At 56.2% G+C, this 20,124-nt stretch carries 14 protein-coding genes; 4 read left to right on the forward strand and 10 right to left on the reverse strand.

Annotated elements, in window-relative coordinates; translation table 11 throughout:
- Positions 1-581: contractile injection system protein, VgrG/Pvc8 family (locus tag CDH48_RS14070; protein WP_264754771.1), on the reverse strand; the 581-nt coding region annotated here is incomplete at its 3' end.
- Between the two features lie 241 nt (positions 582-822).
- Here CDH48_RS14070 and CDH48_RS14075 point away from each other — a divergent pair.
- Positions 823-1,848, forward strand: a complete 1,026-nt coding sequence (locus tag CDH48_RS14075) for an NADP-dependent oxidoreductase (protein ID WP_100689383.1) — start codon at positions 823-825, stop codon at positions 1,846-1,848.
- A 28-nt stretch (positions 1,849-1,876) separates the two neighbouring features.
- Here CDH48_RS14075 and CDH48_RS14080 read toward each other — a convergent pair whose 3' ends face one another.
- Positions 1,877-2,845 (reverse strand): NAD(P)H-quinone oxidoreductase, encoded by a 969-nt coding sequence (locus CDH48_RS14080; RefSeq protein WP_100689384.1) that lies wholly within the window; start codon positions 2,843-2,845, stop codon positions 1,877-1,879.
- A gap of 151 nt (positions 2,846-2,996) precedes the next feature.
- On the reverse strand, positions 2,997-3,980 hold the full coding sequence (locus CDH48_RS14085; RefSeq protein ID WP_227521095.1) for a hypothetical protein: 984 nt from the start codon (positions 3,978-3,980) through the stop codon (positions 2,997-2,999).
- A 77-nt stretch (positions 3,981-4,057) separates the two neighbouring features.
- Between CDH48_RS14085 and CDH48_RS14090 the strand changes: the two genes are divergently transcribed.
- Positions 4,058-5,512 (forward strand): protein adenylyltransferase SelO, encoded by a 1,455-nt coding sequence (locus CDH48_RS14090; protein WP_100689386.1) that lies wholly within the window; start codon positions 4,058-4,060, stop codon positions 5,510-5,512.
- 88 nt (positions 5,513-5,600) lie between these two features.
- Here CDH48_RS14090 and CDH48_RS14095 read toward each other — a convergent pair whose 3' ends face one another.
- The 4 genes from CDH48_RS14095 to CDH48_RS14110 form a co-directional block, all read right to left on the reverse strand.
- A complete protein-coding gene (locus tag CDH48_RS14095) occupies positions 5,601-7,115 on the reverse strand; it encodes a fumarate hydratase (RefSeq protein WP_100689387.1) in 1,515 nt (504 codons plus the stop codon).
- 157 nt (positions 7,116-7,272) lie between these two features.
- The gene (locus CDH48_RS14100) at positions 7,273-8,508 is read right to left on the reverse strand and encodes an efflux RND transporter periplasmic adaptor subunit (RefSeq protein WP_100689388.1); all 1,236 of its coding nucleotides are present in this window, start codon (positions 8,506-8,508) and stop codon (positions 7,273-7,275) included.
- Between the two features lie 6 nt (positions 8,509-8,514).
- Positions 8,515-10,878 (reverse strand): ABC transporter permease, encoded by a 2,364-nt coding sequence (locus CDH48_RS14105; RefSeq protein WP_100689389.1) that lies wholly within the window; start codon positions 10,876-10,878, stop codon positions 8,515-8,517.
- A gap of 7 nt (positions 10,879-10,885) precedes the next feature.
- A complete protein-coding gene (locus CDH48_RS14110; protein ID WP_227521096.1) occupies positions 10,886-11,614 on the reverse strand; it encodes an ABC transporter ATP-binding protein in 729 nt (242 codons plus the stop codon).
- 179 nt (positions 11,615-11,793) lie between these two features.
- On the opposite strand from CDH48_RS14110, the gene CDH48_RS14115 reads away from it, so the two are divergent.
- A complete protein-coding gene (locus CDH48_RS14115; RefSeq protein ID WP_100689390.1) occupies positions 11,794-12,567 on the forward strand; it encodes an enoyl-CoA hydratase in 774 nt (257 codons plus the stop codon).
- 371 nt (positions 12,568-12,938) lie between these two features.
- The gene (locus tag CDH48_RS14120; protein WP_100689391.1) at positions 12,939-15,863 is read left to right on the forward strand and encodes a hypothetical protein; all 2,925 of its coding nucleotides are present in this window, start codon (positions 12,939-12,941) and stop codon (positions 15,861-15,863) included.
- 189 nt (positions 15,864-16,052) lie between these two features.
- Here CDH48_RS14120 and CDH48_RS14125 read toward each other — a convergent pair whose 3' ends face one another.
- The 3 genes from CDH48_RS14125 to CDH48_RS14130 all read right to left on the reverse strand — a co-directional run bounded on the left by CDH48_RS14125 (position 16,053) and on the right by CDH48_RS14130 (position 19,948).
- The gene (locus CDH48_RS14125) at positions 16,053-17,969 is read right to left on the reverse strand and encodes a penicillin acylase family protein (RefSeq protein ID WP_227521097.1); all 1,917 of its coding nucleotides are present in this window, start codon (positions 17,967-17,969) and stop codon (positions 16,053-16,055) included.
- A complete protein-coding gene (locus CDH48_RS19430) occupies positions 17,960-18,718 on the reverse strand; it encodes a penicillin acylase family protein (protein ID WP_227521098.1) in 759 nt (252 codons plus the stop codon). The genes CDH48_RS14125 and CDH48_RS19430 overlap by 10 nt, the downstream gene beginning before the upstream one ends.
- 111 nt (positions 18,719-18,829) lie before the next feature.
- A complete protein-coding gene (locus CDH48_RS14130; RefSeq protein ID WP_100689516.1) occupies positions 18,830-19,948 on the reverse strand; it encodes a CaiB/BaiF CoA transferase family protein in 1,119 nt (372 codons plus the stop codon).
- Positions 19,949-20,124: the final 176 nt, after the last annotated feature.

The following is a 20,124-nucleotide window of genomic DNA, read 5'->3' on the forward strand; positions in this document are numbered from 1 at the left end:
GGCGCGTCACCGTGGTGGTCGGCAATCATCAGGCCGGGCTGTTCGCTGCCATCCACGCTGCCGTGCTGGTAGCGGTAGTGCCAGCCTTCCTCTGCCGCCAGCCGTTCAATAAACGCCAGATCGCTTTCCCGGTGCTGTACGCAGTATTCCCGTTCCTGGGGGGCACGCTTGAAATCAAACACGGAATCCACAATGCCCCGCTCTTCCAGCAGGGTGCGCAGGATGCTGTCTGTGGTTTGGGTCTGGAAGATGCGGCTGTTGTGCATCAACCCCAAACGCCACAGGGGTGGTTGAATCACAATCTCGTAGCGGGTGCGACGGTGGCCGGAATCGCCCCGGGCAAATTCGTTGACCACGCCGGTGAAGCGGCGAAGGGGCATGACATCCTGCCACACCACCAGATCGACTTGCTGCTCCAGAACTTCGGATGCATCTATGTCCGGGTCGGTGCTGGCCAGTTCAAGGCAACCATGGAAAAGCCCGGATAAACGTTCGGTCAGCGTGAAGCCAACAACGGCGAATAGATCAGAGGGGAGTTCGCCAACACGGGCGGTAAACTGCAGTCCGCTTGCCTGGGGCATGTCTTCGGTCCCTGAAGAAATGGTGTGTTAATCGCGCTCATCCTGAACGGAAGCCAGATTATAACCTCCAGATTCGGGAATGTAACCCCGCCGCGCAGAACCACTTAAAACATGAGAGGTTGACCACAGAAGCATTCTGCTTCAGTCTAATCTGGTTTCATTACGCAACCCAAGGGCAAGGTTGCTCCAGGTGACCTCGCGTCAGTTGCGTACCAACCATTTACAGGTAGAGGGAAACACCATGAGCCAATATCAGAATCGTGCCATTGTGCTAAAGCAGCGCCCCGACGGAGAAATTCAGGAAGGCGATCTGGTTATGGAAGAGCGCCCTGTGCGCAAACCCGAAGAGGGCGAAGTTGTTGCGCAGGTACTCTGGCTTTCGCTGGATCCCTACATGCGCCCCCGTATGAATGATGCCAAAAGCTATATGGACCCTATCGAAATTGATGAGCCCATCGTTGGCGAGAGTGTGGCGCGGATTGTGGAATCCCGGTCAGACAAGCTGAAAGTCGGTGATCTGGTCACCTGTTATTCTGGATGGCAGGAGTACGTAACCTTTCCCGCCGACGCGCCGATGGTTTACAAAATCCATCAAAAAGAAGGCGTTCCGGTGCAAGCATACCTTGGGGTTGCCGGCATGCCCGGCCGCACCGGCTACTGCGGTTTAACCTATGTGGGTAAGCCCAAACCGGGTGAAACCGTGGTGGTTTCTGCCGCATCCGGCCCTGTGGGCACAGTGGTTGGCCAAACCGCCAAAACCGTAGGTTGTCGCGTGGTTGGCATTGCCGGAGGCCCGGAAAAATGCAGTTATGTGGTTGATGAACTGGGGTTTGATGCCTGCGTGGATTACAAGGCCGGCAATCTGGAAGCCGATCTGAAAGCCGCCTGCCCGGACGGCATCGACATCTACTACGAAAACGTGGGCGGTGCTGTGACCAGAGCTGTTGCCCCGTTGCTGAATCCCGGAGCGCGAGTGCCCATCTGCGGTTTTGTCTCGGCTTACAACGCCAAAAGCACAGACAAAATAGAGACACCGTTCGATATTCTCAAACGCCTGGACCCGGTTCCGGAGCACCGTTTCTTTCTGGTGACCGAGTGGCAGGACAAGCACCAGGAAATCACCGATATTCTCACCAGTCGCATTGCTTCTGGTGAGCTTAAATACCGTGAAACGGTTGCTGAAGGCCTCGAAAATGCCGTTGAGGCCTTCAAGGGAATGCTCAAGGGCAAAAACTTCGGCAAGCAACTGGTTCACATAGCCGATTAACACGGAATGGCGTGTAACGCTGGGAAGGCTACTCCCCTATCTGAAGGAGCACCTTCCCGGTGTTTTTGTTCGCCTCCACATGTGCCATGGCCTGTTCAACCTGCTCAATGGGCCAGGTGCTGTCAATCACTGGCTCAATCTGGCCGGCAACCAGCAATGGCCACACATGGCGATACAGTTCCTGCATCACCCGCCCTTTATCTGCTACCGAACGGGACCGCAATGTAGAACCAATCAACCTGTGGCGCTTCATTAACATGATGCCCAGGTCCACTTCCGCGAATCGCCCGCCCATCAGGCCGATCAGGATTATTCGGCCGTCAGCATTCAGCACTCTCTGATCTTCCTGGATGTAGCCCCCGCCGACCGGATCCAGCACCATGTCCACACCACCCCAGCTCTTCACCGCATCCACAAACGAACCGTTCTTGCGATTCCAGATGCCGGTTGCACCCAGTTTGCGACAAACCTCCAGCTTTTCGTCATCACCGGCAGTTGCAAACACCGGGTTACCAAACGCCGTGGCAATCTGGATAACCGTGGTTCCCAGGCCACTGCCTGCTGCATGCAGCAACACCCGTTCGCCGGGCTGCAGATCGGCTTCCTGATAAAGGTTCAGCCAGGCCGTGGCAAACACCTCGGGAATAGCCGCGGCTTTTTTCAGGGAAAACCCCTTGGGCACCGGCAATACCTGAGCGGCGGGAACCACAACCTTGGTTGCATAGCCACCACCGGTAAGCAAGGCACACACCTCGTCGCCGGGCTCAAAGCCCGTTACCGCCTCGCCAACCGCTGCAATACGGCCGCTCACTTCCAGCCCGAGAATCTCGGATGCTCCCGGGGGTGGTGGGTAAACCCCGGCCCGCTGGGAAAGGTCGGCACGGTTCACAGCACTCCAGACAACATCGATTTCCACGTGATTTTCAGGCAGTTCCTCGAAGCCCGGGCAATCTTCCCAGACAAGAGAGTCACCGGTTATCTTGATTGCTTTCATCATGTATCAAATCTCGACACTGTTGCGTGTACAGTTATAAACAGGATATCTGTTGAGGATACCCCATGTAGGTGGGTCGTTGTAATGAGTATGTTTTCATAATCGCGAACAGGCGGTCAGGCCCCCTGGCGTTCCGGCGCGCCGCACACAATTCTTAGCGGTGTTGGCAGCCTGCGTCATTGGCAGAGGACAGGGGTATTCCGGGCTTTGGTCGTTCAGCCTGAAAACGGGGGCGGCCAAGGGAATGATCGCCGGAGACCTCAATCAGCACATCCGCGCGGCCTGGCAGTTTCTCAAGGCAGGATCGGGTTACCCGCTCATAATGCATAATGAAGCGAATCACTTCCTGATCACTCATGATGCGCGAATCCCGCTCAGCGTGCGCGGAGGTGTGTTCGCCTGTTTTTGCCGCCAGTTTGTGTTCCTGCAGGGTACGCCATTCCAGAACCCGCGACATCGACGGTGCCTTCAGCATAACCAGGCTGTCCAGCCTGGCAAAAAACGCCTGATACCTGCCTTTGAGGCACTGGTTCACATACCCTCGCCAGGTGCCCGCGGAATCCTCTTCCGCCTCCAGTGTATTGATAGGCTCGGCCAGAGCATTATCGTCTTCCGGCAGGGCACCAAGACACCAGCCTTCAATCAGAATAACCTCTGCCCTGCCATCAAAAACAGGCCACTCGTTCAAAGGCGCGCGGTCGTCACGGGACTTGTCAAACGCAGGAATACGGGTCTGATCGGCTGGACCAGCCGTTTGAAGCTGATCAATAACCTGCTCGCCAAGTGCCAGGTCGTGAGTTCCGGGCACCCCCCGGGTGATAAACAGCGGATGCACCTGCTCCGCGAGTGCCCGGCGCCCGGCTCTGGTAAGGTAAAGATCGTCCAGCGAAAAGCTGGCGGTCGGGCATTGCCAGTGATCGCACAGCAGCCTGGTCAGGAACAGCGCCAACGTGGATTTCCCCGTACCCTGGGCACCGTGAATGCCCACAACCACGGTTCGCTTTTCGGAGCGCCTTAACGCGACAATGTACTCAACCAGGGGCAGGATGGTCTGTTCTACGGTGGCCGCGTAATTGTCAGGAAGCCCTTCCTGTTTAATCAGGGCTTCGAGGGTTGGTTCAAGCTCACGGTCAGACACGTTAAGGTTCCCGTACTTGGTGAATCGGTTAATTGAGTATTTAACAGAATACCTACCACATGGGAGTATAGGCTTTTATGAGTAGCAACGATTTTCGTGTAGAACACCGCTACCTGGAACTCCCGGACAGTTTCTACACCCGCGTTCAACCCACGCCCCTCAAAGACGCAAAAATGGCGTGTTTCAACCACAAACTGGCGCATGAGATGGGGTTTCACGTTAGCAACGAAGCCGACTGGGCAAAAATTGGTGGTGGCACTGAATTGCTGGAGGGCATGGACCCGGTTGCCATGAAATACACCGGCCACCAGTTTGGCATGTACAACCCGGAACTGGGCGATGGCCGCGGCCTGTTGTTATGGGAAACCGTGGGGCCCGATGGCAGGCGTTGGGACTGGCACCTGAAAGGCGCCGGAACGACGCCCTACTCCCGCTTCGGGGATGGCCGGGCGGTTCTGCGCTCTACCATTCGCGAATACCTGTGCAGCGAAGCCATGCACGGGCTGGGCATCCCAACCACCCGCGCCCTGTTTATGGTCAGCGCCAGGAACCCGGTGCGCCGGGAGTCCATCGAAACCGCCGCCGCATTGGTGCGCGTAGCCCAGAGCCATATCCGTTTTGGCCACTTTGAATTTGCAGCACACCACGAAGGCCCGGAAGCCGTTAAGAGCCTGCTGGAGCATGTTATATCGCTGCACTTTCCACACCTGATTAAACTGCCCGAGGAAGAACGTCACGCACGCTGGTTTGAAGAAGTGGTGGAACGCACCGCCCGCCTGATTGCAGACTGGCAGGCAGTGGGCTTCTGCCATGGCGTGATGAACAGTGACAACATGTCGATTATTGGCGACACCTTCGATTACGGGCCTTTTGCGTTCCTCGACAATTTTGATGCCGGGTACATCTGCAATCACACGGATGAGGGCGGCCGCTACGCCTATAACCGCCAGCCCCAGGTGGGCTTTGCAAACTGCCAGTATCTTGCCAACGCGCTGTTACCGGTGATGGATGAAGACACCATTCGCAACGGCCTGCAGCGCTATGAAGCCGCCTACAACGGGCGCTTTTTACAGAACATGCGGGACAAGCTTGGTCTGGCGCAGGAAGACGAAGGCGACCTCCGCCTGGTCATGGACACCTTCAGCATGCTCGACGAGCACCGTATTGATTACACAGCTTTCTTCCGTGCACTTTCAAACCTTTATGACCACGGCCATGCGCCCTTGCGGGACCTGTTTGTGGATCGGCAGGTGGCGGACGAGTGGCTGGGGCGCTATGAGGAACGGCTCAAGAAAGAAACCCGCGCCCGGGACGAGCGGGAATACGAGATGCGCAGGGTGAACCCAAAATACATATTACGAAACTACCTGGCACATCAGGTGATCCTTGAAGCCCAGAACGGTAATTTCGAACCCATGAAGGAGTTGCTCAGGGTTCTGGAAAAGCCCTTTGACGAGCAGCCCAAATATGAAAAATACGCGGCCTTGCCGCCGGACTGGGGCAAACACATGAACATCAGCTGCTCCAGCTAATCAGGAGAAAACGGGAAGGAAGAACGGGAAGAGAGAACCGGGGGCCAGGGTTAAAAGTCTGGCCCCCGGGTTAATAGCCTAAGTAGCCTCAGACCGCTTTGGCCGCAATGATCTTCTCCTGCCACTCCACCGGGCCTGTCTGGTGAACCGATGTGCCTTTGGAATCCACCGCCACGGTTACCGGCATGTCTTCCACGTCAAACTCGTAAATGGCTTCCATGCCCAGTTCCGGGAAGGCGACCACTTCGGCATGCTTGATGGCCTTGGAAACCAGGTAAGCGGAACCACCCACGGCCATCAGGTACACGGCGCCAAATTCCTTGATGGCGTCGATGGCCACCTGGCCACGCTCGGCTTTGCCAATCATGCCGGTAAGGCCGGTTTTCTCCAGCATGGTGTGGGTAAACTTGTCCATACGGGTTGCGGTTGTGGGGCCCGCGGGGCCAACCACTTCTTCACGCACAGGATCGACCGGGCCCACGTAATAAATGAAGCGGCCTTTCAGATCCACCGGCAACTCTTCGCCCGCGTTGATCATATCCACCATTTTCTTGTGGGCTGCATCGCGACCGGTCAGCATCTTGCCAGACAACAGGATGGTTTCACCCGGCTGCCACTCTTTTACCTCTTCCGGTGTCACCGTATTCAGGTTAACCCGACGCACACCCTCACCTACTTCCCAGGTGATTTCCGGCCAGTCTTCCAGGCTCGGCGGTGTTTGCAGGGCCGGGCCAGTACCATCCAGAGTAAAATGCGCGTGGCGGGTAGCCGCACAGTTGGGAATGATCGCCACCGGCTTGTTTGCCGCATGAGTGGGGTAATCTTTTACCTTTACATCCAGAACGGTTGTCAGGCCACCCAGGCCCTGCGCACCAATACCCAGATCGTTCACCTTGTCGAACAGCTCAAGGCGCAGCTCCTCGGCACGGCTGGAGGCACCACGCGCCTGCAGTTCGTGGATATCAATGGGGTCCAGCAGCGACTCCTTCGCCAACTGCATGGCCTTCTCTGCTGTACCGCCAATACCTATACCCAGCATGCCCGGCGGGCACCAGCCTGCCCCCATCTGCGGCACCATTTTCAGAACCCAATCCACTACCGAATCGGATGGATTCAGCATGGCAAACTTGGATTTGGCTTCGGAGCCGCCACCCTTGGCCGCCACATGAACCTCCACCGTATCACCCGGCACCATCTTGTAGTGGATGATTGCCGGCGTGTTGTCTCCGGTGTTCTGGCGCTTGCCATCCGGGTCCGCAAGAATGGATGCACGCAGCACGTTGTCGGGATGCGAATAAGCACGGCGCACGCCTTCATTGATTACATCATCCAGCGGCATCTCGCAGTCCCACTGGACATTCATGCCGATATTCACAAACACAGTCACAATGCCGGTATCCTGACATAAGGGGCGATGGCCCTGGGCGCACATGCGGGAGTTGATCAGGATCTGCGCCATGGCATCCTTCGCCGCCTGGGATTCTTCCTTCTGGTAAGCCTCGTAAACACCCTGAATGAAATCTTTCGGGTGATAGTAAGAAATGAACTGCAGCGCGTCCGCTACGCTTTCAATCAGGTCATCCTGGCGGATTACGGTGGTCATAGGCGCCTCATCAGGTTGGTATCGTTAGGATAGGGTCGTCAAAAACAGGTGGCACAGTTTACCAGAAATTCGCGGGTGCGAGGGACCGGGCAAAAGGCGAAGCGCTATAGTCTTTTTTCAGAAGTCGAGTGCGCCGGCAAGCCATCGGGCGCCCTGTTCAATGAACCTCCCGCTGCGCCACGCGCATGCCATCACTCAGGCCGGAAGCCGGGTACAGGATCACGCGGTCACCAGGCTCCAGCCCCTTGATGACCTGGGCCTGCACACCGTTGTTGTGGCCAATTTCGACCTTACGCAGTTTCGCCCTGTCGTCTTCAACAAGAAACACGGCCCAATCCTGGCCTTCGCGAAACAGCGCACTGGACGGTACGATCAGCGCGTCGTCGTCTTCCCAGACAACAATCCTGGCTTCAACCCGGAATCCGTGGCCCAGGCCCGTTTGTGCCGGCCCGGCTTCATCAAAGCGAATGATTGTATTGACACGCTGCTCCTCAACACCGAGTGCGGAGAACTTGGTGAAGCCCCAGGGGTCAACCCGTGTTACCACGGCATCCAGGGTTCCCGGGCCACCCCACTTTTCGATGAGAACACGGTCGCCCGGGGCCACCTGCACAGCATCCGTTGACAGAAGCTCTAAGAGCACTTCAAGATCGCTGTCCACGTTGCCGACTTCCATGATGGCTGCTCCGACAGGAAGGGTGGTTTCGCTCTGCTGAATGATACGCAGCACCTGCCCGGTGATTGGCGCTCGAATAGGTATCTCATCGCTGTATCCCGCCTGGGCATTTACGCTACCGGGTTGTTGCTGGTCTTCGAACCCCATCAACTGAGCCCGCGCGTTTTCCAGCTCAGCCTGGCGTATTTCGATGGCGGCTTCAGCTGTGTCAACGGCAGCCTGGGTTGCGCGTGCTTCGTGAACCGCACGATCCAGCTCAACCTGGCTGGCTGTACCTTTCTGGTAGAGCGTCCGAACCCGCTCCAGGTCCGTCTCCGCCAGTTCCCTGTCTGCCATGGCCCGGTTGAGTTCAGCGCGGGCAAGACGCAGTGCGGCTGCAGCAGCAGCCTCTGCAGATCGTGCCTGTTCACGGCTGCGAACATCCAGCACCGCGGGGTTGGTAGGGCGCATTTGCGCAACAATGGTCTCGTTCTTTTTAACCGGATCTCCCGGGTCGACCTCCACACGCAGGAGGCGACCGGCAACAGGTGTTGAGATCACATAGGCGTCCCGCACACGGGTACGCCCTTCTTCGTCAATCGTTACCATCATGGCTTCCTTGGTGACAGTGCCGATATCAACCCTGACCGGGCGGGGCCAGAAGGCGAAAGCCAGAACTGCACCAAGGGCAACCACAGTCGCAACGGTCAGAACTGAACGGGATCGTTTGCGTGCCATGTGAATCTATTCTCCGGTTTTCAGGGCAATGATCATGTCTGCCCGGTCGATGTCCCGTTTCACCAGCCAGCCGGACGTTATGGCCGCCAAAACAACGGCTAACACCGCCATGCCATAACTCTCGGGGGTGAAAACAGCGGGGATTTGGTAGAGGTCCGTGCTGAAGCCAGCAGCAATGCCGAAAGACAAAAAGTAGCCAAGAATCGAACCAAGGGGCAAGGCAAGCAGCGTTACCACCGCAAGCTCGCCCAGCAACACGAAGGCGGTTTCGCCCCTGGTGAAACCGATTACCCGCAGGCTGGCGAGATCACGTGCCCGTTCCGCGTAGGCAATACGGGCGGAATTATACACGACACCAAAGGTGATGATGGCAGCGATAGCGGCCATGATGTAGCGCATGGCACCGGCACCTGTGTCCATCAGCTTCTGGAATGCAAGCCTCGCATCGGCCTTGAGACTGACCCCGGCAACGGTCGGCATATCCTTGAGCTTACGATAAATGCCCTCGCTGTGTGCTGCGTCGACCCGCAGATAGGCGCCCGAAACCCGGCTGGGCTCACGAAGCGCGCGATTGAGTGCCTCAAGTTCCATAAACGCAGGGGAGCCCAGCAGGGTCTCGGCGATACCGATCACCGGGATATTGAGTACCGGCTGGCGCCCTTCCCGCACATCCACGGTCAGGCTTTCACCTGGCGTAATGTCGAGGATGTCCGCAAGCGCACTGGCGAGGATCACACCCTCCTGGCGCATGACGATTGTCGCCAGATCCTTGTCCACGGCGCGATTGAGGCGAGGTTCCCTCACCAGACCGTTGATTGCTCCTCGATAGGTATTAAGCCCGTTACGCAGAATGGCGGGCACAACGCGAACCGGTTCAACTTCGATGACCCCGGGCATGCGCTGAAGCTCCAGGACAGTCTTGTCAGACATCACCTCGGTGAAGGTAACCGTTACGTCGCTACGGTCTACTACGCTGAATGCCAGGTCGATGGTGCGATCAAAACCGGAAAGAATCGAGATCATGCCGACCGACAGGGCCATTCCGGCGGCGATGCCGATAACCGCCCCGGCCATGCGCCCGGGCTGTCGTGTCAGGCGCCGCAGCACCATGCGGCTGGGCTGATCAAGCAGTTTGTTAAAGGAACGCCCTATCCGCCCCGAACGACTGTAATCCTGAGGCGCGGGTGGGCGCATGGCCGTGGCAGGCGTCAGCGCAAAGACGCCGCGCAGGACAATCAAACCGCCCGCCGAGGCTGCCAGAACACTCACCCCGAAACCGATCACAAAGGATGCAGGATCGAGTTGAAACACCAAAAAGGGGAACTTGAAGTACTCAAGATACACGCCAATCAGTGCCCGTCCGGCCGCGATACCGGCCAGGCAGCCGGCCAGGGCTCCGCCCACCGCAATGGCGAGAATCAATTTAAAATAGTGCGCCCCCACCTCAGCGTTGGTATAGCCAAACGCTTTCATCAGCCCGATTTGCTCACGCTCGGACTGAACCATACGCGAAACGACGATGTAGAGCAGGAAAGCCGCTACGGCCAGGAAGATTGGTGGCACGCCAGTGCTCATTGCCCGCAGGCCGTCGATTTCTTCGCTTATAAATCGGTTGGACTCATGATCTTCCAGTCCGTAGGCACCCAGCCCGCCATTGGCATCAAGGAGGCGGTCCACCGCATCAAGAACGGCCGCCTCTTCAGCGTTGCGGCCTATAGAAATAAGTGCTTGGTTGAAGGCGCCGTCCATATCGTAGGCGGCGGACAGTGCCGTACGGCTCATCCAGATGACGCCAAAACGACTGTCGTCAGGAGCCAGCTCACCAGGCGGGGTGGTATAGAGAAACTCCGGCGACCGCGCCAGCCCGACGATCCGAAACGTGCGACGGGCACCGTGCATAGTCGCTGAAAGCGTATCGCCGGGCTCCAGGCCATGGGCCTTCGCGAAGCCCTGGAGCAATAGAATTTCATTGGCTCGGTCGCTGTCGAGCCGGCGGCCAGCGCTCAGATAGACATCATTGAGCCTCGGCTCCCCGAAATCGGGTAACGAAACCGCTCGCGCCTGCAAGGGCAGATCCAGACCGGGCAGATCGATCAGCGCGCTGCCAACAACCCTCCCTTCGGCGGCAGAGACACCGGGAATGGCCGCCAGACCGGCGATCAGGCGGTCGGGAGCGCGGGTTACAGGGGCAAAAATATCCGCCAGCCGATAGCGTTCGTAATAGGTTTTGCGTGTTTCATCCAGGGAGGTAACGAGCCCCGTCATCATGACCAGCATCAGCACACCCACACCGATAACCGCGCCAATAGCGACAGCCTGACCCTTTATGCGCCACAGGTCGCGAAGCAGCTTACGATCAAGCGGGCTCATCTCTTGCTCACCAGTGGATTTCCTCCGGCGTGATCTTGCTCTTGTTGACGATCACCTCACGAATAGCCCCGTCGGCGAAATGGATCACCCGGTCTGCCATGGCGGCGGTTGCCGCGGCATGGGTGACGATCAGTACGGTCGCGCCCAGCCGCTCGTTCACATCTTTCAGTACTTTCAGCACGGCGCGGCCTGTCACACTGTCCAGCGCGCCTGTGGGCTCATCGCAAAACAACACCGCCGGCTGCTTGGCAACGGCGCGAGCGATCGCCACCCGCTGCTGCTCGCCCCCGGATAGCTGCGCGGGAAAGTGATCGGTTCGTGAGTGCAGGCCCACGAGGGCAAGCGCATCGTCCGGGTCCATGGGGTCATGGGCAATTTCGGTGACAAGCTCAACATTCTCGTGCGCCGTCAGGCCTGGCATCAGGTTATAAAACTGGAACACGAAACCAACATGATCCCGCCGGTAGCGCGTAAGCTGCGCATCGGAAAGCGCTGTCAGTTCCTGATCACGGAAGTACACTTGCCCGCTGGTAGCCCGATCCAGCCCACCAATGATGTTAAGCAGCGTGGACTTTCCGCTGCCCGAGGGGCCGAGCAGAACGATCAGCTCGCCCGCAGGAATCTCCAGATCAACCCCACGCAGGGCATGAACCGCCGCCGGCCCATCGCCGTAGACCTTGGTCAGACCCTTGATGCGGTAGGCGACAGCCCTCTCCTCATGCGACATTGCGAACATCGTACTTGCTTCTCCGTGTTGGCGAGCCTCAGGGTATCCCCATCAAAGTTGCGTGAGGCTCTCCAGATAAACCGGGTTCATTTGTATCGTTCAGCTATAGTTGAATGACACTGTTCTTAACAACCGGCAGAAAAACGGTATCATCCTAACCAAATGACAAAAACACGCCAGGAGATACCGTGACCGACTTTGTTCAAACCGAAATCAACAACCGGATTCTGACCGTTCGTATTCACCGCCCGGACCGAAAAAACGCCCTTACCCATGCCATGTACACAGCACTGGGCGATGCGATTGAACAGGCGGATGCAGATGACAACATACGCTGCGTAATGTTCACCGGCAACGAGGACTGCTTTACCGCCGGCAACGACCTGAGCGATTTCGCCAGCGGATTACCGGGCGCCTTTACCGAAACCCCCGTGGGCCGTTTTCTTTTTCTTCTGGCCAACGCGACCAAACCGGTAGTAGCCGCAGTGAACGGCCCGGCGGTTGGCATAGGCACCACCATGCTTCTGCACTGCGATATGGTGTTTGCTGGCACCAACACCGGGTTCAAAATGCCCTTTGCCAGCCTGGGCCTGTGCCCGGAAGGGGGCTCCAGCCTCCTTTTACCCTCCTGGATTGGCCGGGTACGGGCTGCGGAACTGCTCATGCTGGGTGAAACCTTCAGCGCCGATGAAGCGTTGCGCCTGGGGCTGATTAACCGGGTGTGCGAGCCTGCCGACACCGAAGCACAGGCCCGCGAAGCCTGCGAAAAGCTCGCGAGCCAACCGCCGGCGGCCATACGTGCCACCAAAAAGCTGCTCAACAGCCCCACTCACAAGGATCTGACAGACACCATGCTCGCCGAAGGCGAACTGTTTGCGGAGCGACTGAAATCCCCGGAAGCCGCCGAAGCCTTCGGCGCCTTTCTGCAAAAACGCCAACCGGATTTCTCGAAGTTCAAATAACGCCCCCGCCCGCCAGCAAGCCAGCCCTGGCGGGCAATTGATACATTTTGTAAAAAGCCCCGCATAAGCACTGCAAATGCTCGACAAACTGCGCCCGGCAAACTATTTTTCATGAAGATCAAGCTTCCCCCCTACAAAGTGCTTTGGGAGTTGTGCGAGGAGGATCCAAATAACAAGAATCACACTTTTGGCTGATCAACACTGGCCTTAGTGTCGCTATAGTCATAAGTACAGAAATTGGCTTGAAGCGCTGGCTACAATTTCAGACAACCGTTTATGCAGAACAGGCCACTGACACCGGGTTTACCGCATCAGACCGGCCCCGTTAGTTGCCGAACATAACGATAAAACAACAGGAAAAGGTTCCACCCATGTTCAAGAAAACTCTAATAAGTCTTGCCGTGGCGTCTTCCCTTGGGCTAACTGGCTGCCTCAGCGGCGGTGACGAAGGGGCGAATGCTGATCCGGAATATAAGATTTCCAATCCGGACATTGATGGTAAAACCTGGCCCGTTTTTAATGCGATCACCGGTGAACTACCCATTCCAAACGATCTGATTTTTGATTCGGTCGCCGGAGACGGAACATTCCGTGTCACAGATACGTCTCCCCCTGTAACCACCGCACTCAACTCAATCAGTGGTGCATCAACGGTTGCTCCAGCCGTTATAAGCTTCAATGGCCAGATTGATGAAGCCTCAGTAGATGCACGTGCATTTTTGCTAAAAGATCCCTCAGATCCAACCAAAGGGGTCATACCTAACCCCAAACAGAATGTTTTCCTGATTGAACTTGACTACGCCAGTGGCGATCCTGTTCGTGGTCTCAGTATTGGAGAACCACCAACGATTCCTCTGGCGGTTACCGCATTTATGGCCGCCGGAGGCGACCCTGAATCAGGTGCTGAGTTGGCTGGTTTGGCCATGTCCCCGGCGTACGAATCTGAGGTAGTGCAACTGGACGGCCAATCTGCTATCCGCATTAATCCTCTCAAGCCGCTGGACCCCCAAAAGCGGTATTTGGTTGTGGTTACCAAAGAAGTGCTGGACATTAATGGTGACCCCGTAATCCAGTCTCCCAACTACAACAACATTACGGATGAAACCCAGCCGTTGGGCACTGTGAGCCTTGCGCCAGTTCGTTCATTGGTAAACAAACTGTGGGAACCGACTGCCGCCAGCTACTTCCAGGTTACCAACGGTGCACGGCCAGACGACCCCTTAACCACCGATGATATTGCAATGACCTACAGCTTCACTACCTCGAACGACGAGAAGGTGTTGCAGTACATTGCCGAGCCGGCGGCCTGGTTTGCTGACCAGTTAACACTGTCTATCCGCGTCGCTGCCGCAACGGCTGTCGTAAGTGGTAAAGTCGACATGAACGATGACGGTGCTATTGACTATACCGACGTTAACCTTGCTGCTAACGGCGCTGTTGCCGGTTTCCCGGATGCCGACACAGCAGCCGCCCTGGGCGCCATCTTTGCTGCGCCACCTCCTAACGGTTGTGCTACCCTGACCGGCCAGATTGCAATCGACTGCGTGGGCTTCGCACTGGCCAATACACCATCGACAAGTGGCGGCTTTGCCGATTTACTGCCAACGCCACAATCACGGGCTGTGAGCCTTGATCTGACGGGCACCAACGATGTTACTCTGGTGTCGACACCCGTTGCTGGTATCGTTGATCCTCTTTCAGTGAACATTGTACAGGGCACTATTGAACTACCCTATTATCTGGGCGTCCCTTCCGGCTCCAACGGTTCGCCTCTGCAAACGGAATTCTGGAATGCGGACAACGGTCTTGCCGCCGTCATGAATCTGGCTTTCAAGTCTCTTGACTTGGCGATCCCCCAGGCCGATGAATCGGTTAGTGATGTTGTGAACTATATTTTTCCATTCCCGGAACTCACGGAAATGGTTGAAGTTCCATTATTGGTACTTTACCCGTCTGATGGCGATATAAGCGGTGGAACTGTTATTTTTCAACACGGCATTACAACTGACCGCAGTACTGCCTTGACCTTTGGCAGTGCGCTGGCTGATGCAGCCAAGGTTGCGGTTGTGGCCATCGACCAGCCACTACATGGTGTGACGCCTGCGTCACAGGCATCCCTGGAAGAACTGGCAACATCCCTGCTCGACGCCGGGCAGGATAATGGTTTGCCGTCAACACTGGCAGCATCTGATACTACGGTTGAGGCATTAATCGCCGGTCAGTTGAATTTGGGTTTTGTCATGTCAGCCACTGGGCAAGATGCAACGGCCGCTCAGGCAACCATCGATATTGTATTGACTGGTGGTACATCAGACTATCCCGATCTGGATCCTGTAATCGGCTATCTTGGCTCCGCTGAAAACACCGTTGCAAATGCTGGCAGTACTGTACCAGGCATTGCAAAAACCGAAGACGAACGTCACTTCGGATTCTACGCCAATGAAGCAAACCAACCAGTGCAGATGAACTTTGATCCCTCGGTTGCCGCGGGTGAGGACGAGTCAGGAAGTCTCTTCATCAACCTGAGCAACTTCCTGAATGGCCGTGATAACCTGCGCCAGGGTTCGGTTGACCTGATGAACCTGCGTGCGAGCCTTGGGGCCATAGACATCAACGGTCCGGCACCGGGTGGCACACTGGATACAGCCAAGGTGTATTTTGTAGGCCACTCCCTGGGCACCATCAACGGCTCACCGTTTGTGGCGGCATCCAACCAGAACCAGATCAATCTGGGTGTTCCCGGTTCGACGAAAACCAGCGATGACATTGTGGCGGCAAACCTCCTGACACCGGGCGGCGGTATTATACGCTTGCTGGAAAACTCTCCTGCGTTCGCTCCGAAAATTCTCGGTGGTCTTGCTGCCGCTGGTCTTGAGCAGGGTGATGCCAACCTGGAAACCTACTTTAACGTCTATCAGGCTACCCTCGACACAGTGGACCCGATCAACTTCTCGGACAACCATCTGAACGGAGGTTCACCTGCGGGAATCCTGCTGTCTGAAGTGATTGGAGATACGGTCATCCCGAACAGCGCCGAAGGCGGAAATACCCTGGGCAATGCCTTTGCCGCGCCGCTGGCGGGTACAGAGCCGCTGGCAACTACCCTGAACGCCTCGAAAACACGCGTAGATGGAACTCTGCCGGCAATCACCCGCTATACTGCTGGCACTCACAGCACACCGGTCTCGGCTGACGATCCGGCTGTGTTCGCTGAGATGGTGACACAGGCCGCGTTGATGATCAGCACCTCCGGGATTAGCACAACAGTTGTGGATACTGACGTGGTAGAGAACTGATCCTTAATAACAGGGGATGAAGCTCCATCCCCTGTCCCTGCAATACTTCACACAAATGAAATCAATCAGGAGGGGGATTTACCTCCCCCTCCAACCTCTCACACTACCGGGTACTCGCTGCAGTTGACCAACGCTGTTGCAGGGCCGTTATCGGTATCTGCAGATAGTTTCCTTGAAGAATACACTCCTTTATTCACCAGTAATCGTAAGTTCTCCCTGCGCAATCAGGTTCGCCTCAATGTCTTCCTCGTCAAACCAGATTTGCCGGTAGTTTTTCTCAGAGAAGCGCAGGCTTTGATCGTTGAAAAACGGTGACCGGGAATCCGTTGACTGAGAATAGCTTATTAGTCCATAAGCTTCTGGCCCTGTCTCCGTAAACTCGAGACCAAAATGCCAGCTGGTACCCCGAGCCATTCTCCAGCCCTCGCCTGGCACGTCAGACAGGCCAGCGGTATTGTCGATAACATTAGGCGCAACCCGGGGAAAACGAGTGTCCTCGGCAAAAGCATCTGTCACCACCCCAACCGCGTTAAAGGCACCATCCACCGATCCATCGCCACCATGCCACGGGAACGAAGGGCCAAGATCAACTGGCGTACCGCCACTCAGACTTCCACCGGCAAGCCCAGGCAGAGCTCCACCAGATGGCTGATAGTACTGGACAGAACCCAGGGTTGCATCGTAGGTAATCCCAACCTGATCCAGGGCCTTCAGACCAACGGCAAGTGCCTGCAGCATCACATCATCAGCTGTGCCGGCATTGTCGGTCGATGGGGTTGAAGGCGTGCCTACAGGATCATCCGGATCGAACGCGGCGGTCAGGTCCGAATCGAAATTGTTCCGGTAATTCGCAATGAATACCCTGAATACGTGAGCTCCCACACTGTCAACGTTGTAGAGCCCATCCCATGACTGCAAAACTTCACAGCCCTCATTTACAGTCCGCGAACCACCACCCGGAAGGTTAACCGGCGTTGTACCAATATCGGCACAGCGATTGCGAAGCTCATCGAGAAATTCATCAGCAAACCAGGCCCGGTTGTTATAGATAACGTTGATCAGGTCTATCGCATCAAATTTACCATCCTGGCCTGCAGGTTCGGGCGCTTTTGGCGATACTGGCCCGGTTGAAAGAGGGTTTTGCAGCATTGAAATGCCCAGCCTTGTGCGAGGTCCCAGCGGCGATTCCTCCGGGCCGAACAGCGGCGAGAACCCGGTCAGGAACTCGTCGGGATTGGTCGACCAGTAACTGTCATTGGAATTCTGAACCCAGTCCGCCCGCAGTAACTTCGGTTTGTTTTCATAGGGGACAAGACCATTACACTCGCCCTCCACCCAATCATCCCGCGAAGAATCACCATCCAGCAATGTCAAACCAGCCTGAAACAACTGATCATACTCAGGACTCACATTTCGTTTATAGGCAATAACGGCCAGCGCCTGTTTGGAGAGGTTTGGGACAGAGCTGCTGTCTATGTAGAAAGCATTTCCCTGATCGTCTGCGTAAGTCGAGTTTGTCCAGAAGGTTGTACCACAGTCGCGGAACACCTGCTGAAACTCATCCAGATTCTTTGCCCGGCTCATCTGTAACCAGGAATCCAGGAGTCTTGTTGTGCCAGCATTGGCATCTCTGTACGTGTAAGCTGTGCCCTTGTCTCCCCACTTGGGCAAACCGCCACCTGTAACAGCATTTGCTGACAACATAGGACCGTACTCGGAATAATAAAAGGTTCGCTCAAGAATCGTTGGCATTGGTGTTCCATTGGCAACTTCGATCTGGAACGTTTCCGAGGTGATCGGCTGCTCCTTCCCATCCTTAAGATAAATCAGATTATCGTCAGGCTTCAGAGTCAGTTCATAAAGTGTAAACCGACGACTGGTGGTGACGGTGTGAGACCAACCAAGATGCTCATTGAAATTGATCAGCGGAATCGCAGTTCCAAGCAGTCCTGCGCCCATTGTGTTGAGGTAACCGGGGACTGTCATTTGAACCTGATAAAGCCGGCGATGGCCTGTATATGGGAAATGCGGATTAGCAAGTAAAGCGCCTTTACCACTCGCAGACAATTCCTTACCAATGCCCCAGGCATTGCTGGCTAACCCCATATCCTGGAAGTCGTCAATTTGTTCCGCTTAGTCTGCGCACTGGCTACCACGCGCTGCGGAAGTTTAGCGTCACCAGTTGTTGAGTTGGATGCCACTGTTATCGGAACGGGAGATTCCTCAGGGGGAACAGCGAGGAACACTGCACCAGTTGCGAACAAGGCACCGCTGGCGTATTGGCCAACGATTCGGTAGTGGGCGAACAAATCCACCGGGGTAATCGATCTTACCCATGGCTGATCCCTGCACTCAGAGGGCAAGTCGCCGGGATCCGTCTCAGCAACGAACTTATTATAGCCCGCAGCAAACCCCTCAATCAGCGCTCTGGATTCAGCACTCAGTGCCGGAAATTCGGCTTTCGCGCCGCTCAGGATTCTCTGAGCTTTATAAGAAAAATCGTTGATGACATTAATGTCATCTGGTCCTGGCCCAAAAAACTTTGCGCGCTCACTTCTGGCTTTTACGATCGCCTCTGCCAAAAGACAAACATTATCCTGCGCCTGCGCATAGCCATGCCCAAACGCCGCGGATTTCAGGTTATCCGCTTTAATATGGGGCACACCCCCTTCGGTTCTCCTTATGGTCGCTTCCAGCTTGCCATCCGCCGGAAACAGGTTGGTGTCGAGCTCCGGCTCGGATGAGCCGGAAGATGAGCTGCTGCCATCAAAACAGCCGGTTAGCAGAGTGCTACCTAATAGTATAAGCACTGCACCACGCGATATTCCGGCGGCCCGTTTTTTCCAGGTTTTCATAGTGTCACCCTTATAGTTGTTTACCACGGGATTCGCCGTTACCGGCGACACTATTAAACCTAGCAGAAGGTCGAGAAAACTGAATCTCCATTCACGCCAATTCTTTAAAAATCATGTTTTCTGATTACCCTCTCCTATGGGCTGACCAATCCGTGTTGTTGCCGCGGGCGTTTTTTCAAACTTGATCGGAAACCCAATCTGCCTCTGCAACGTTCCATCCCCCCGATCAACCCCAATCACCATATCCCTGGCTTTCAGTTGCGGGTGCTCAGCCGCTTCCGCAATGGTCAGCACCGGTTCCACACAGGCATCCACATCGGCAAAAATTTCCTGCCATTGCGCCAGTGTTTTCTGCTTTATTTTTTCACTGAGCGCAGCTTTAAGCGCCTTCTGGTGCTCCGGGTTCTGGCTCAGGGCCAGGCTCTTCATCTCAGGCAACTCAAGAAGGTCACACAGCCTTGCGGAGAACTGGGGTTCCAGGCTGCCTACGGAGAGCCAGCGTTTGTCCTGGGTCTGGTAGTAATCGTAAAAAGACCCACCGTTCAGCAGGCTGGTTTCCGGCCTCTGTTCCTGGCCTCCCGCCAGGCAGGCTGCGCCGGCCATGCCATTAAGCGCAAAGGCGGCGTCGGTCATGCTGATGTCAACAAACTGCCCTTCTCCCGTCTGCTGCCGATGGATCACGGCGGCGAGTATGCCCATCACTGCGTGGTGGGAGCCACCCGCTACGTCAGCTATCTGGATGCCCATGGGGGGCGGGCCACTCTCGGCGCGGCCGCAGTGGCTGCTGACTCCGGCAAGGGAAAGGTAGTTTATGTCGTGCCCGGCACGGTCTTTGTAGGGGCCGGTCTGGCCGTAACCGGTGATGGCGCAGTAGATGAGCCCGGGGTTGACGGCCTTCAGGGTTTCATAGCCAATGCCCAGCCGGTCCATCACGCCCGGGCGAAACTGTTCGATCACTATGTCGTAATCCCTGACCAGTTCCAGGATCTTCTCTTTGCTGCCTTCCTTCTTCAGATTCAGTGCCAGCGATTGCTTGCCCCGGTTCAGGAACCCGTGGGCTGTACTCACACCTGCATCGTGGGGCGGCATTACGCGGGTAAGGTCCACCCTGTCTGGCGCTTCCACCCTTAACACCTCCGCGCCCATGTCTGCCAAAAGCATGGTAGCGTAGGGCCCCGGCAGCAGGGTGCTGAAATCCAGTATCTTCATCGAGGTCAAAGGACCCGCCATAATATTCTCCTTGCTGGTAACAGGTTGTTCTGCTTGTTTATCCGTTCCATGCTGCACGGTTTTGCAGTTGGCGCCAACTGTCTGTTGCGCCATTAACATTGGCCTTTTCTTACAGGCACTCCGGTTGCATTGTGGCTTGGGGGTTTTATGATAGGTCTCGTTTTCATGATATGGCG

This window comes from Marinobacter aromaticivorans (assembly GCF_002806975.1).
Classification (GTDB): Bacteria; Pseudomonadota; Gammaproteobacteria; order Pseudomonadales; family Oleiphilaceae; genus Marinobacter; species Marinobacter aromaticivorans.

Coding starts and splice junctions, on each gene's coding strand:
- CDH48_RS14095 (WP_100689387.1), bottom strand. CDS start 7,115: ATGACCACCGTAATCCGCCAGGATGACCTGATTGAAAGCGTAGCGGAC.
- CDH48_RS14080 (WP_100689384.1), bottom strand. CDS start 2,845: ATGATGAAAGCAATCAAGATAACCGGTGACTCTCTTGTCTGGGAAGAT.
- CDH48_RS14075 (WP_100689383.1), top strand. CDS start 823: ATGAGCCAATATCAGAATCGTGCCATTGTGCTAAAGCAGCGCCCCGAC.
- CDH48_RS14110 (WP_227521096.1), bottom strand. CDS start 11,614: ATGTTCGCAATGTCGCATGAGGAGAGGGCTGTCGCCTACCGCATCAAG.
- CDH48_RS14130 (WP_100689516.1), bottom strand. CDS start 19,948: ATGGCGGGTCCTTTGACCTCGATGAAGATACTGGATTTCAGCACCCTG.
- CDH48_RS14100 (WP_100689388.1), bottom strand. CDS start 8,508: ATGGCACGCAAACGATCCCGTTCAGTTCTGACCGTTGCGACTGTGGTT.
- CDH48_RS14105 (WP_100689389.1), bottom strand. CDS start 10,878: ATGAGCCCGCTTGATCGTAAGCTGCTTCGCGACCTGTGGCGCATAAAG.
- CDH48_RS14125 (WP_227521097.1), bottom strand. CDS start 17,969: ATGGGGTTAGCCAGCAATGCCTGGGGCATTGGTAAGGAATTGTCTGCG.
- CDH48_RS19430 (WP_227521098.1), bottom strand. CDS start 18,718: ATGAAAACCTGGAAAAAACGGGCCGCCGGAATATCGCGTGGTGCAGTG.
- CDH48_RS14120 (WP_100689391.1), top strand. CDS start 12,939: ATGTTCAAGAAAACTCTAATAAGTCTTGCCGTGGCGTCTTCCCTTGGG.
- CDH48_RS14090 (WP_100689386.1), top strand. CDS start 4,058: ATGAGTAGCAACGATTTTCGTGTAGAACACCGCTACCTGGAACTCCCG.